This window comes from Enterococcus sp. E5-37, assembly GCF_035726925.1.
Classification (GTDB): domain Bacteria; phylum Bacillota; class Bacilli; order Lactobacillales; family Enterococcaceae; genus Enterococcus_B; species Enterococcus_B faecium.
The window spans coordinates 316,899-329,989 of the sequence record NZ_JAPMLG010000001.1; the positions used below are offsets into that span (position 1 = coordinate 316,899).

Below are 13,091 nucleotides of genomic sequence, written 5' to 3' on the forward strand. Positions count from 1 at the left end.
GGGACTTTGACACGACTTTTGTCACAGTCCCTTGTTTTTTTGCGGCGTTATAAGTGGTATGATCGAACCAAATTCCAAAGAGAAGTGAGGGAGAAGAATGAAGATCATCGTGATTGGACAAAGTGGGTCGGGAAAATCGACCCTCGCAAGGAAGATCAAAGAAATCACCGGCTTTCCGCTACTGCCGCTAGACCTTTTATGGCATACAACAGACTACAGTATTCAGTCAAAAAAGTGGTTTTTGCAAGAACAGCAATTGTTTATGGTATCTAATCCGTCATGGATCGTTGAAGGAAATTATACTTCTACATTAGAGGAAAGGATTAAAGAAGCAGATAAGATCATTTGGCTTAAAGTGCCGCGTTATCTCGCCATCTACCGAGTAGTTTGGCGTTCTCTAAAAAGAAAGATAAACAAAAAATCTCGGCCAGATATGCCTGAATCATTTTCGGAGAAACTAAACAGGGAATACTTAGAATTTTTATCTTTTATCTGGCATTTTGAAGAAAACAATGAACCAAAAATACAGCAGCTGATCCAAGTAGCTAATGCAAGAAATAAACTGATCATCCTTAAAACAAGTCGAGAGAAACAAGAATTTTTAACTAAATTGAAAATAGAGAGCAAAAATAATTGACAGTTTTTGTTTACAAGTGTAATCTGTATTCATAAGTTAATGATTACGTTTGTAAACGAAAGGTGTGAAATAAATGGAAAAAGTCAAAACGCCAGTAAAGATCAGTGATTCAGAGTGGGAGATCATGCGTGTTATTTGGACACTTGGACAGACGACAGCCCAAGAAATCACGCAGATCTTAGCTGATTCGATGGATTGGAAACCAGCAACGATCAAAACTTTGCTGGGACGTTTGGTAAAGAAAGAAGTGATCTGGACAGAGCAAGAAGGAAAAAAATTCATTTATCATCCAGCTGTCTCAGAGATGGAAACAGTTCGCAGTGCGTCGGAAAATCTTTTTTCCCATATCTGTGCAAAAAGGATTGGAGAGACGATTGCGGATCTAGTAGAAGAAGCCACTTTGACTCAAGAAGATATCAATGAGATTTTGAAACAACTGGAACAAAAGCAACCAGTAGATACGATCGAATGTAACTGTATCCCAGGTCAATGTGAATGTAAACAACATCAATAGGAGGAAGAAAAAATGAAACAACAATTTTCAATCGAAGGTATGAGCTGCAATCATTGTGTAGCAAGAGTAGAAGAAACAGTAAGCGCACTTGACGGCGTGCAAAAAGTGAAAGTAAATTTGAAAAAAGCAAACGGTACGGTCAAGTTTGATGAAACAAAAGTTCAATCCGAAAAGATTTGTCAAGCAATCAATGGATTGGGTTATAAAGCAGAGGTGATTTGATGGCAACAGCAGAAACCAAAATGGATACGTTCGTCATTACAGGTATGACTTGTGCAAATTGTTCTGCTAGAATCGAAAAAGAGCTGAACGGACAACCTGGTGTGGTCAATGCCACAGTCAACTTGGCCACTGAAAAAGCAAGTGTCAAATATGAAGGGACGACCACTGAAAAATTAATCCAAAGCGTAGAAAACATCGGCTATGGTGCAATTTTGTACGATGAAGCCCACAAACAAAAAATTGCAGAAGAAAAGCAAGCGTATTTGAAAAAAATGCTATTCGATCTTATATTGAGTACGGTTTTGACTTTGCCGTTGATGTTGTCAATGATTGCTATGATGTTAGGAAGCCATGCGGCGATTGTTCACTTTTTTCATTTTCCAATCGTCCAGTTAGTGCTGTCTGCTCCTGTCCAATTTTATGTCGGTGCTCGTTTTTATAAAGGTGCGTACCATGCAATCAAGACGAAAGCACCAAATATGGATGTATTGGTAGCAATTGGAACATCGGCTGCCTTTGTATTGAGCATTTACAACGGATTTTTCCGTGGACACCCCCAAGATCTTTATTTTGAAAGCAGCAGTATGATCATCACGCTGATTTTGCTCGGCAAATATTTGGAACATACAGCAAAAACGAAAACAGGTAATGCAATCAAACAATTGATGTCTCTTCAAACAAAAACCGCCCAAGTGATAAGAAACGGGAAAGAAGAAACGTTAGCGATTGAAGAAGTAGTCGTTGGTGATCAACTAGTCATCCGTCCTGGTGAGCAGATTCCAGCAGATGGTCGAATTATTTCAGGAAGCAGTGCGATAGATGAAAGTATGCTTACTGGTGAAAATCTTCCTGTAGAAAAGAATCCGGATGACACGCTTTTTGGCGGGACAATCAATACGAATGGTCTGCTTCACATGAAAGTCACACAAGTCGGCAAGCAGACAGTATTAGCGCAAATCATTCAAATGGTGGAAGATGCTCAAGGGAGCAAAGCCCCAATCCAAAAAATCGCAGATCGGATCTCAGGGATTTTTGTTCCAATCGTATTAGTCATCGCGTTCATCACGCTCGTAGCTACAGGTTTGATCACTGGTGATTGGCAACTCGCATTGATCCATAGTGTCTCTGTATTAGTCATTGCGTGTCCATGTGCATTAGGTTTAGCGACTCCAACAGCTATTATGGTAGGTACGGGTGTTGGCGCACGAAACGGAATCTTAATTAAAGGCGGAGAAGCATTAGAAGCAGCTGCTCACTTAGACAGCATTGTTTTGGATAAAACTGGAACGATTACAGAAGGAAAGCCCAAAGTTACAGATCTAGTCGGTTCAAAAGAAGTCCTATCTATTTTTTATACTTTAGAACAAGCTTCTGAACATCCACTAGGTAAAGCAATCGTGGAATACGGAAAACTGCAAGAAGCAGCAACATACGATATGATTGATTTTACAGCTCACCCAGGTGCTGGAATCAGCGGTATGATTAACGGAGTACGCTATTTTGCGGGTACACGTAAACGATTAATTGAATTGAACCTATCATTTGATGAATACCAAGAACACGCGTTAGAATTAGAACAGCAGGGAAAAACAGTCATGTTTTTAGCTGATGAAAAGCAAGTGATCGGGTTGATTGCCGTGGCTGATCAAATCAAACTAGAAGCCAAACAAGCAATCAAGCAGCTCCAGAATAAAGGATTAGATGTTTTTATGCTGACAGGAGACAACAAACTGGCAACCGAAACGATTGGTAAACAAGTTGGTATTGACCCAAAGCATATCTTTGCTGAAGTACTTCCAGAAGATAAAGCAGCCTACGTAGAAAAACTTCAGAAAGATGGCAAAAAAGTCGGTATGGCAGGCGATGGAATCAATGATGCACCGGCCTTAGCATTAGCTGATGTTGGTATGGCAATGGGAAGTGGAACGGACATCGCGATGGAAACAGCCGATGTGACACTGATGAATAGCAGTTTGGCATCCATTGCTCAAACAATCGAGTTGTCTAGGGTGACATTGAGAAAAATCAAACAAAATCTTTTCTGGGCTTTTATCTATAATACGATTGGTATTCCTTTTGCTGCATTAGGCTTTTTGAATCCAATCATTGCAGGAGGAGCGATGGCGTTTAGTTCCGTCAGTGTATTGTTGAACTCCCTGAGCTTAAATCGACACATGAAAAAGTAAGAGAAGGGATGGAGTAAAAATGAATGGGAACGATATGGAGAAAAAACATGAACATAAAAAAGAAGTAGTAAACAAAGAAAGTACAGAATCTCATGAAAAACAGATGGAGATGAAACATGACCATAGCCAGATGGACCATTCCATGCACATGGGACATAACCATGGAGATATAGCAAACAGCAAACAAATGGACCATTCGATGCACATGGATCACGAACACGGCGGCATGGATCATTCCATGCACATGGGGAATTTCAAACAAAAATTTTGGCTATCGCTTATCCTAGCTATCCCAATCATTCTTTTTTCACCAATGATGGGAATGGAATTTCCATTTCAAGTAACGTTTCCTGGTTCTGATTGGCTCGTATTGATCTTAGCAACTATACTATTTATCTATGGCGGTCAGCCATTTTTAAGTGGAGCTAAGATGGAATTGAAACAAAAAAGTCCTGCTATGATGACACTGATCGCGATGGGGATTACAGTTGCATATATTTATAGTGTCTATTCGTTTATCGCAAATCTGCTCAATCCACATACACACGTCATGGATTTCTTCTGGGAATTGGCTACTTTGATCGTTATTATGCTACTAGGTCACTGGATTGAAATGAATGCTGTGTCGAATGCCAGCAATGCTTTACAAAAACTAGCAGAATTACTGCCAGAATCAGTGAAACGCTTGACGAAAGATGGAAAAGAAGAGACAGTTTCATTGAAAGAAGTAAACGAAGGTGATTGTTTGATCGTCCGGTCTGGTGATAAAATGCCAACAGATGGTGTAATCTTGAAAGGTGAAACAATTGTTGACGAATCAGCTGTGACTGGCGAATCAAGAGGAATCAAAAAACAAGCCAATGACAAAGTGATTGGCGGTTCTATCAATGGGGATGGAACGATCGAAATCGAAGTAACTGGAACTGGTGAAAATGGTTATCTAGCGAAGGTTATGGAAATGGTGCGAAAAGCACAAGGAGAAAAATCCAAGCTAGAGTCATTATCTGACAAAGTGGCAAAATGGCTGTTTTATGTCGCATTAATTGTGGGTATCCTGGCATTCATCGCCTGGTTGTTCTTAACAGATCTTCCTAATGCATTAGAACGTATGGTAACAGTCTTTATCATCGCCTGTCCTCATGCTCTAGGTTTAGCTATCCCATTAGTTGTTGCTCGCTCCACATCAATAGCAGCTAAAAACGGATTACTTTTGAAAAACCGCAGTGCACTGGAGCAAGCCAATGATCTAGATGTGATCATGCTGGACAAAACAGGAACACTAACAGAAGGAAAATTTACTGTAACGGGTGTCGAAGTACTTGATGATGCGTTCAATAAAAATGAAATCCTTCAATATCTAGGAGCCTTGGAAGCGAATGCCAATCATCCATTGGCTGTTGGCATTATGAATTATTTGAAAGAACATGAAATCAAGCCTTATCAAGCTGAAAATCTAAAAAATCTTTCAGGAGTCGGGCTAGAGGCAACAGTCAAAAAACAACAAGTGAAAATAGTTAATGAAAAAGAAGTTGAGCGTCTCGGATTAAACGTAGAACAAGCATTATTGAAACCTTACCAAGAACAAGGAAATACCATCAGCTTCCTGATTTTAGAAAATCATCTAGCTGCAATCGTTGCTTTAGGTGACGTAGTAAAAACAGAAGCAAAAGAATTTATCCGAACATTGAAAGAAAGAAAAATCACTCCTGTCATGCTTACTGGTGACAATAAAAACGCTGCCCAAGCAGTAGCAGATTATTTAGGGATCGAAGAATATTATGACGGTTTATTACCAGATGATAAAGAAGCTGTTGTCCAGAAATACCTTGACCAAGGGAAAAAAGTAATCATGGTGGGTGATGGGATCAATGATGCGCCAAGTTTAGCCCGTGCTTCAATCGGGATGGCAATCGGTGCAGGGACAGATATCGCAATCGATTCTGCGGATGTCGTATTGACAAACAGCGATCCAAAAGATATTTTGCATTTTCTTGATCTAGCCAAGCAAACGCGAAAGAAAATGATCCAGAACCTCTGGTGGGGGGCAGGTTACAATATTCTTGCAATTCCGCTAGCAGCCGGAATTCTTGCGCCAATTGGTATCATATTAAGTCCAGCAGTTGGTGCTGTCTTGATGTCGTTAAGTACGGTAGTTGTAGCTCTAAATGCTTTGACATTGAAAATCAAATAATAATGAAAAAAGGTTGTGACAAAAAACGTGTCACAACCTTTTTTTCGAGTAATCGATACTCAATCAGCTGATTCTCGGCATTCCAGAAGTAGATTCTCCAGAAATTTTATCTTATTTTTTGAAGCGGCTCCCTTTTGTCAGAATTTTTTTGTATACCGTTTTTCTTATTATATGCGTTATTTCTAAATAGGTTTTTTTATCGAATTTTACCGGATCTGCTTGTCGTCCATATATTTCTGCTTCATATTGAGTAGTTAATCGAATGAAACGCAGATCTAGCTTGAATTCTTGTTCTATTCGCAGGCTATATTCCTGCAAAGATTCTGCGGGTTTGCGCGGTACCAATGTTTCCAAAGGGTTAAGAAGTTTTTGATATGCAATCGTATTAGTAGAAGCAAAAAAATGAAGATAGATAAGATAACTTGTCCAGCGCAGAGATTTTCTGAATAACAATAGAAAGAACAACAAGACGGATAAACACACTCCAAGGCTGAATAAGACGATTTTATAAGCTGGTGTGAGTGTTGTTTCTTCTGATGGAATGACCTCAGATCTCTCACTGGAAATAGTTTCTGCCATATTTTCGCTTTCATTTGGTTGTTCGATAGCAGGCTGGACGGTTTCGGTTGTTTCAGCAACTGGTTGTGAACCCATTGGATTGGCAAATGAAGGGGTTGGTTCAAATGGAAGCCAGCCAAATCCAGGAAAGTATACCTCTGGCCAAGAATGAGCATGACTATTGAGAATGCTGTATTCCTCATTCCCTTGATTATCTGTGCCTGTTCTGAGCCCATTTGTAAAACCTTTTGTCCAGCGAGCTGGGATACCAAGTGTTCGAAGAAGGACGACCATAGAAGTTGAAAAGTTGTCACAATAGCCGACTTTTGAATCAAAGAGGAAATAATCCACATAATCGTGTTCTTTCGGAGTATGCCCGGTATCCGTTTTGGAATAGCGGAAATTTCCGCTTGTTTTTAAATACTGTTCGACAGCTTCGACTTTACGAATTAAAGTTGCTTCATTTTTGGTCAATTCGACCGCCAAGTCCTCAATACGTTTAGGCAAACTTTTTGGCAATTGAAGATTTGTCTGCTGATTTTCTAAATCATCAGCTTTTAACTGACTGCTTTTTAATTCTTCTCTCGTAAAAACTAACCTTTCTGTTTGTAAAGTTGCAGAACGTGTCGATTCATTCGGGACAGGAATGAATCGCTGGCTTTCAGGCAAATAGTAAAGCGTTTGTCCACTAGCTAATGAAAAATCAGTCAAGGTAGTATTTCCATAAGGATAAGGTAAGAAAGCTTGTTTTTTTAGGGTCAATGTAATGTTTTCTTTGTCTTCTATAACGGTTTGGTAGCTCGTGATGTCAACAGGGAATTCTTGGATTGGTTGGATGGGTGCGTCCTGATCTTCTATCCATCCAGAACCGGTGTAATGATTTTTATTTTCGATCTTCCAATAGCCATTTCCTTTTTGGTTCGCTGTAAAAACAACTTCGCCATTATCATATAAAGGTCCACCAAGCTGTTCATCATTCTCACTGAAGCCTGTTCTTGCACTTCCGGTTAATTGATACTCATGGAGTGTGTCATAAAGCCCTTCATCATTAAGATATTCTCGGATCGGTTCACTCGTTTCCTCGAGAGATTGGTGTACTTTCGGAAGATATAAAGGCAAGATAGCGCTAAAAGTTAAGAAACAAATAAGCAGAACTGTAGTCAATGACTGGAATCGAGTGTTTCCCGACAACAACCGGATGGAGAAAAATTGCCTTGCTGCCAGATACACGAACAAAACAGTTACTACCGCAATCATTTCGTACAGTAAATCTTTTTTCCGAAAAACGGTAAGCATCATGAAGTAAGCCATCAAAGAAAGAAAGGGTGCGTACCAATAGTCGTAATCCACGGTCAATGTAATAAATAAATAGATCAGCAACATTATGAGAAAAAAAAGCTGTCTTTTCTGGCAAATAATAAAGTTTACCTTGGGATAGATGGAAGAATTCCTCTGTGACTGACGAAAAAAACTGTAAGATCCATAATATGGAAAATGTCTTCGAAGGAAAATATAAAAACAAACAACCTATCATTACTGGCAAAGAAAGCAGCAAACGTACCCATTTTTTAGGAATACAGCAGACAATAAGGCATAGGACACCAATAGTTAGGATAAGAAGGTAGCTGTTTTGCAATTGATTAGCTACTACAAATATCGGAGCACCTACACCTAGTATCACAAAGGAGTAAACGCCACGCAGCCATTTTTCCCGTTTAATCGTCAATCCATTCACCTCCTGGCAATGAACATATCTTGTCTTTTTCTTGGACCATGAGTTGTTTTTCTACGAAATAAACAAGATAAACCGTTCGATCTTTTGACAATGTTTCAATAGCTTCTGAGACTTCAGGAGAATTCTCAGGAACAAAGAGGACGATTTGTTTTTTTGCATATTTTTTCAAGTGTGCGAAAAAAGCTTTCTCATCGCCAGCTTCCAAAGAAGCAAAATAGGTATGACCGGGGTCTTTGCCATGAAAGGCGCGGTTGCCTAATATCAGAAGTTCCGGCTGCTTTTCTTTTCTCAAATGCCATAAAGAAAAATACAAGTCTAGCAGAGGTTCAAATTTTGGACTGGGCGAACCCCAAAAGCAAAAAAGAGGAGAACATTCTTCTTCTTGATAATCGTATTCACGGTATAACCACTCTTGAGTATGAGCAGACAATTTCCAATCGATTCGGTTGAAAGAATCACCTGGACGATAAGCGCGATGTTCCCGAAAATCAAGACCTCTTTGGTACGCGTTCAGCTGCTGTTTTTTTTCCAGAACTCTCTGTAATTTTTCTGCTTGAATCTTACAAAAAGCAGGCAGAACAGTCACAGGAAAAGAGATCTCTCTTTTTGCACTTTTTCTGAAAAGTCCTAGACTATCATAGGCTGTAAAAATGACAGTTAATGTTTCATGGCATCCTCTTTCTTTTGGCTGCCAAAGCAATTGGACTTCTTGCGGTTTATTTGTAAGAATCAAAATCTCTTGTTTTTTTTCTGCAAAGATTGCTGGGAAGCCGATTTGTAAACGAGGGAGAGGTAAAGAAAAAGTTCTCTTTTTTGCTATGGAAAAAATAACCTGCATACTTTTTTTGCGATAAACGAGTGGCTGCAATGTACAAGTAACCGAAAGTTTCTTTAGAAAGCTGCTTAATGAAATCAAGCTCCATGATACATAAAGAGTAAAAAAGGCCAACAAGAACCAGCCTAAAGAATTGTTGAATACAAGAGCAAAAAGCACAATGATGAAATATACCAGAAATAACACAAAATTAATGAAATAATCTTTGATTTTTTCCATTGTCTACCTCAATCTACCTCACAGGAATAGGAATTTGTGCAACAAGAGTATGAATGATTTGTTTCTTTTCGTCTTCCTTCAATGAACGATCGTAAAAAATCAGGCGATGGGAAAACACGTAAGGAACTAAATCCTGCAAATCTTTGGGCGTGACGTAATTTCTCCCATGGATTAAAGCATAAGCTTTTGCTGCCTGAATAAAGGAAAGGCTTCCTCGTGGACTGATGCCAAGCTGGATGGCAGCATGACTTCTTGTTGCTGACACTAACTGCAAGGCATAAGATGCCACTTAGGGACTGACAAAGACATTCGCCACATTTGTTTTTATTTCTTCTATTTCATAACTGTTCAATACTTCATTTAAGTTATCCAACACTTTTTCGAATTTATCCAAAAGTAGCAAAAGTTCGTCATCAAAAGAAGGATAACCGATTTGTAGTCGGAATAAAAAACGATCGAGCTGTGCTTCCGGCAAAGGATATGTTCCTTCGTACTCGATTGGATTTTGCGTAGCTAAGACAAAAAATGATTGTCTAGAGGGTATGTATTGTTGTCGATCGTTGCATGATTCTCGGCCATTGCTTCTAAAAGTGCTGACTGAGTACGAGGAGTCGTACGATTGATCTCATCTGCCAACAAGATCGTGGTAAAGATCGGTCCCGGACGAAATTCAAACTCTTTTGATTGTGAATTGTATACGGAAAAACCAAGAATATCACTAGGCAGCAGATCAGGAGTACATTGGACTCTGCTGAAGGTTCCCTGTACAGCTTTTGCTAGTGCTTTGACCAGTAACGTTTTACCTACACCGGGAATATCTTCGAATAAGACATGACCACCTGCTAATAGGGCCACGATCATCAATTGGATAGTTGAACGTTTGCCGATGACCGCTTTTTCTAATTCTTGTATCAACTGATCGATTTTTTGTTTGTATTCTTCTATTTTTTCTTCCATTTTCACATCACCTTCTCATAAAATCGCTATTTATTTCATTGTAATGGAAGGGAATACATCCTACAAGCAAAGTGATCTTATTATGTTTTTTTAAAGTACATTCGTTTTGAAATGAGAATACGATTAAATTGAGTAAAATAAAAAATAATGAGGAAGATTTGCGTATTTAAATAAATAGAAAGGGAGTTTTTTATCTTTTTAGGAGTGAACCCATTTTGATCAAACAATATGTTTAGAAATCAGGTGAGAAATGATCGATGAGATGGCAAAAACTATTATCAAAAAATGCACAGAATTTATTTTCACTAATCAATCTAATGAAAGATTTGATATGGCGAAAAGCTGATTTAGCTGAAGAACTGAAAATCGATGTTAAAACAGTGGATCGGCATCTGAAACGTTTGGCGGAAAGCGACTGTCCCATTCAGCTGATTCTTCATAAGAAAACCGTTCAGTTAGTTTATGATCAAGGATATAGCGAACCTTATCTCTTGTTTGTTTTTCTGATCCAATCACCCCCGTTTTGTTTACTGAAAAATCTGCTATTGAATGAACCTTACGAGCAGAAGTACGATCGTTCTACGCAAGAGCGATTGAGAAAGTGGTTTGGCGAGTACCACCTTTCTTTTTCTTATAAAAAAGCACAGATCTTTGGTTCAGAAAGAAAAGTAAGATATCTGCTGTTTTGCTTTTTGAAAGATTTTCCGCATTTTTTTGCAGATGATGGAGAGCAGTCCTTTTCTGAGATGTTCATCCAATTATTGAAGCAAAGAAAGGATCCGGCAGAAATCGAGATTTTAGGAGACAGTCGAACACTATTCTTTGAATTGTTTCCTGAATTGCTATTTAGAGAGGAGCAGATTTTGCCAATAAAAGAAAAAAATTATCTAGCAATTTTGCGCTTGAGCTGTAACCAGATTACTGAAAAGCGGTGGAAACGGATAGAAGAGACACAAGACTATCGGAAATTGACGATTGTGACTGAAAAGCTTGATTCGCTGTTTTGGCTGAATAGCGAATTTGAGAGCGAAAACAAATCAAAGCTGACAAAAGTACTTTACCAAGAATGGCTTCGTTACGTAATTGGTATCCATGACCGGCTGATAGAATAAGTTCGTTATTATCAGGAAACATTAGAAAAATTTCCCAATTCCAAAGATAAACTATATCAATTTCGGCTAGCGATCCAACAAGCACTTGCACACCCCGCAGTAGAGTGGGGGATGCTTTTACTGAAAACACTCCAGGAACGAGGGTATTTAGATGTCCACCCTCCTGAAGTGAAAATCGTCTTTTTTTTCGCTATGAACACCAAGAAGCAAGAAGACTTGCTGGGGTACTGAACAAAACGCTAAGACATCGAAAACGGATCTCTATACATGTATGTACTCGAAATAAGCCGCCTCGGTATGCAGATCTAGTGATCACCGATCATTTTTTTCCACTAGACCATAACGAAGATCAAAAAACGTATCTGTACCATCCTTCATTTGGTATCGAAAGACTTCTTACCGATATCAATTACTGGTTAGGCAAAAACCGATAAAACCTTTGGAAAAAAGATCAAAACAAGTCAGTCTGTGCTATAATAAAAAGCGATTAGTAAAGGAGGAAATCCATTGGAATTAAAGAAATTAGAAGTTCCCACATCTTCGATCACAGAAGTGAAACGATCGCCGATGGATGTATTTGCTCAAGCGCGAGACGCGGGAACTGGCGTATATATATTTAATCGTGAAAAAGTAGCTGGCGTGATGCTGACCCAAGAACAATACGAAACGCTCTTGCAAGAACTAGATGTCCTTCGTCAAACAGTGAAAGTGGAGAGGAAAGAACCAAAAGAAATAAACGAAGAACCTATTAATAAAACAGCTTCCGTCGTATCCAATGCTGAAGGGATGGAAGAGCTGGCCCAAACATTACAGCACTCGCTCATTACTGGTGTGACGATTACAGCAAAAAATCTAGATGAACGAATGGTAGCACTAGGTTTTATTACGAAAAAGACCGGATTTGGCGGAGTCGTGGATATGCTTAGCGAGTTGATGGAAACTGGGAAAATCAACTACCAGTTAAGAAGAAAACCGCAAAATCGGACAATCATAGCTGAAATCATAGGAGAGCAAAACAGTCAATCTCAATTGATGGATAAAATCATCATCAAGAAAATTTTTCTACATGAGCTATAAGAAAACCATGTTCGCACTTCTAGGCAAGCCAGGCTTTGAAGACCTTGCCAAAGAATTGAACGAACGCCTTTAAGATAAGGGTTTTTCGCTAGATTTAAAAAATCAGTGATAGAAACATGTTCGCTTATAAATAAAATTAGTGATAGTTTTAGTGATAGTGAGCTTAAAAAAGCACTCAATTTGAGTGCTTTTTTATTTGCTCTTCTATATAGTTTTCTAGTTGATTCATTGATCTTTTTTTCACTTCGGGAGAAATATGGGCATAGACTTGTGTAGTGGAAACATCTTTATGACCTAAAAAATCTTTGATATCTTCTAAAGGTATTCCTGCTTGTCTCGTTCTAGCTGAAAAAGCAAAACATAATGTTGGTGTTTTCCTTTCAGCATATCTATCAGCAAGATGTAGAGTAGGACAACCTCGTGAGCCAAAAGTCCTGTGCAAATCGAGTTACAACACACACATGATAAATAAACTTTTGAAAAGAACTATAAAGTATACGTTGAATTGGCAAGAGATTCAGCAATGAAATATGGTATTCCATTAACATTAGACACTCCTTATAACCAACCAGGAATCAAATCGCATTTATGGGTAACACAAAATATTTGGGGCGATCATACAGATCCTTACGGTTATCTTTCTGAAATGGGTGTAAGTAAAGAAAAACTAGCCTATGATTTGGCTCATGGTTTTACGGATGATAATCCAACTACTTCGGAGGATAAACCAGTAATTGATCCAACTCGAGCAGGTGCTGCAAATTCTACGCTGACAGATGGAACAAATTACGCCCACATTGATCAGTTCGGAGAAATCGAAAACGCAAACTTGCATGTAGCTGGATGGC

At 38.8% G+C, this 13,091-nt stretch carries 10 protein-coding genes and 4 pseudogenes; 9 read left to right on the forward strand and 5 right to left on the reverse strand.

Features of this window, described 5'->3' with window-relative positions; all coding sequences use genetic code 11:
- The first annotated feature begins 97 nt into the window (after positions 1-97).
- From OS138_RS01495 to copB, 5 genes are all read left to right on the forward strand, one after another.
- Positions 98-637: a topology modulation protein gene (locus tag OS138_RS01495; RefSeq protein WP_174129030.1), complete on the forward strand. Its 540-nt coding sequence runs from the start codon at positions 98-100 to the stop codon at positions 635-637.
- 73 nt (positions 638-710) lie between these two features.
- Positions 711-1,151 carry a CopY/TcrY family copper transport repressor gene (locus tag OS138_RS01500; protein ID WP_077940647.1) on the forward strand — a complete coding sequence of 147 codons (441 nt, stop codon included), beginning with the start codon at positions 711-713 and terminating at the stop codon, positions 1,149-1,151.
- 12 nt (positions 1,152-1,163) lie between these two features.
- Positions 1,164-1,373, forward strand: a complete 210-nt coding sequence (gene copZ / locus OS138_RS01505; RefSeq protein ID WP_077940648.1) for a copper chaperone CopZ — start codon at positions 1,164-1,166, stop codon at positions 1,371-1,373.
- Positions 1,373-3,559, forward strand: a complete 2,187-nt coding sequence (locus tag OS138_RS01510; protein ID WP_174129029.1) for a heavy metal translocating P-type ATPase — start codon at positions 1,373-1,375, stop codon at positions 3,557-3,559. The genes copZ and OS138_RS01510 overlap by 1 nt, the downstream gene beginning before the upstream one ends.
- Before the next feature lie 19 nt (positions 3,560-3,578).
- Positions 3,579-5,750 (forward strand): copper/silver-translocating P-type ATPase CopB, encoded by a 2,172-nt coding sequence (gene copB / locus OS138_RS01515; protein WP_002346837.1) that lies wholly within the window; start codon positions 3,579-3,581, stop codon positions 5,748-5,750.
- A 111-nt stretch (positions 5,751-5,861) separates the two neighbouring features.
- On the opposite strand, the gene OS138_RS01520 is transcribed toward copB, so the two are convergent.
- The 4 genes and pseudogenes from OS138_RS01520 to OS138_RS01535 all read right to left on the reverse strand — a co-directional run bounded on the left by OS138_RS01520 (position 5,862) and on the right by OS138_RS01535 (position 10,054).
- Positions 5,862-7,472: a DUF4129 domain-containing transglutaminase family protein gene (locus OS138_RS01520; protein WP_185935437.1), complete on the reverse strand. Its 1,611-nt coding sequence runs from the start codon at positions 7,470-7,472 to the stop codon at positions 5,862-5,864.
- A complete protein-coding gene (locus OS138_RS01525) occupies positions 7,435-8,034 on the reverse strand; it encodes a hypothetical protein (protein ID WP_225596438.1) in 600 nt (199 codons plus the stop codon). The genes OS138_RS01520 and OS138_RS01525 overlap by 38 nt, the downstream gene beginning before the upstream one ends.
- Positions 8,024-9,097, reverse strand: coding sequence for a DUF58 domain-containing protein (locus tag OS138_RS01530; RefSeq protein ID WP_002323431.1), 1,074 nt, complete (start codon positions 9,095-9,097; stop codon positions 8,024-8,026). Before OS138_RS01530 ends, OS138_RS01525 begins: the two co-directional genes overlap by 11 nt.
- Before the next feature lie 13 nt (positions 9,098-9,110).
- A pseudogene (locus tag OS138_RS01535) lies at positions 9,111-10,054 on the reverse strand (AAA family ATPase).
- A gap of 257 nt (positions 10,055-10,311) precedes the next feature.
- On the opposite strand from OS138_RS01535, the gene OS138_RS01540 reads away from it, so the two are divergent.
- The 3 genes and pseudogenes from OS138_RS01540 (at position 10,312) to OS138_RS01550 (ending at position 12,243) form a co-directional block, all read left to right on the forward strand.
- Positions 10,312-11,166 carry a hypothetical protein gene (locus tag OS138_RS01540; RefSeq protein ID WP_002346833.1) on the forward strand — a complete coding sequence of 285 codons (855 nt, stop codon included), beginning with the start codon at positions 10,312-10,314 and terminating at the stop codon, positions 11,164-11,166.
- 111 nt (positions 11,167-11,277) lie between these two features.
- Positions 11,278-11,600 (forward strand): annotated as a pseudogene (locus OS138_RS01545) (hypothetical protein).
- Between the two features lie 73 nt (positions 11,601-11,673).
- On the forward strand, positions 11,674-12,243 hold the full coding sequence (locus tag OS138_RS01550; protein ID WP_002294835.1) for a prevent-host-death protein: 570 nt from the start codon (positions 11,674-11,676) through the stop codon (positions 12,241-12,243).
- Positions 12,244-12,418: 175 nt separating this feature from the next.
- Here OS138_RS01550 and OS138_RS01555 read toward each other — a convergent pair.
- Positions 12,419-12,595, reverse strand: a pseudogene (locus tag OS138_RS01555) (recombinase); the annotation flags it as partial.
- Positions 12,596-12,667: 72 nt separating this feature from the next.
- Between OS138_RS01555 and OS138_RS01560 the strand changes: the two are divergent.
- A pseudogene (locus OS138_RS01560) lies at positions 12,668-13,091 on the forward strand (N-acetylmuramoyl-L-alanine amidase); the annotation flags it as partial.

Bases quoted from the DNA above. Each gene is read 5' to 3' on its own strand.
- OS138_RS01495 (WP_174129030.1), top strand. From the start codon at position 98: ATGAAGATCATCGTGATTGGACAAAGTGGGTCGGGAAAATCGACCCTC.
- OS138_RS01500 (WP_077940647.1), top strand. From the start codon at position 711: ATGGAAAAAGTCAAAACGCCAGTAAAGATCAGTGATTCAGAGTGGGAG.
- copZ (WP_077940648.1), top strand. From the start codon at position 1,164: ATGAAACAACAATTTTCAATCGAAGGTATGAGCTGCAATCATTGTGTA.
- OS138_RS01510 (WP_174129029.1), top strand. From the start codon at position 1,373: ATGGCAACAGCAGAAACCAAAATGGATACGTTCGTCATTACAGGTATG.
- copB (WP_002346837.1), top strand. From the start codon at position 3,579: ATGAATGGGAACGATATGGAGAAAAAACATGAACATAAAAAAGAAGTA.
- OS138_RS01530 (WP_002323431.1), bottom strand. From the start codon at position 9,097: ATGGAAAAAATCAAAGATTATTTCATTAATTTTGTGTTATTTCTGGTA.
- OS138_RS01540 (WP_002346833.1), top strand. From the start codon at position 10,312: ATGAGATGGCAAAAACTATTATCAAAAAATGCACAGAATTTATTTTCA.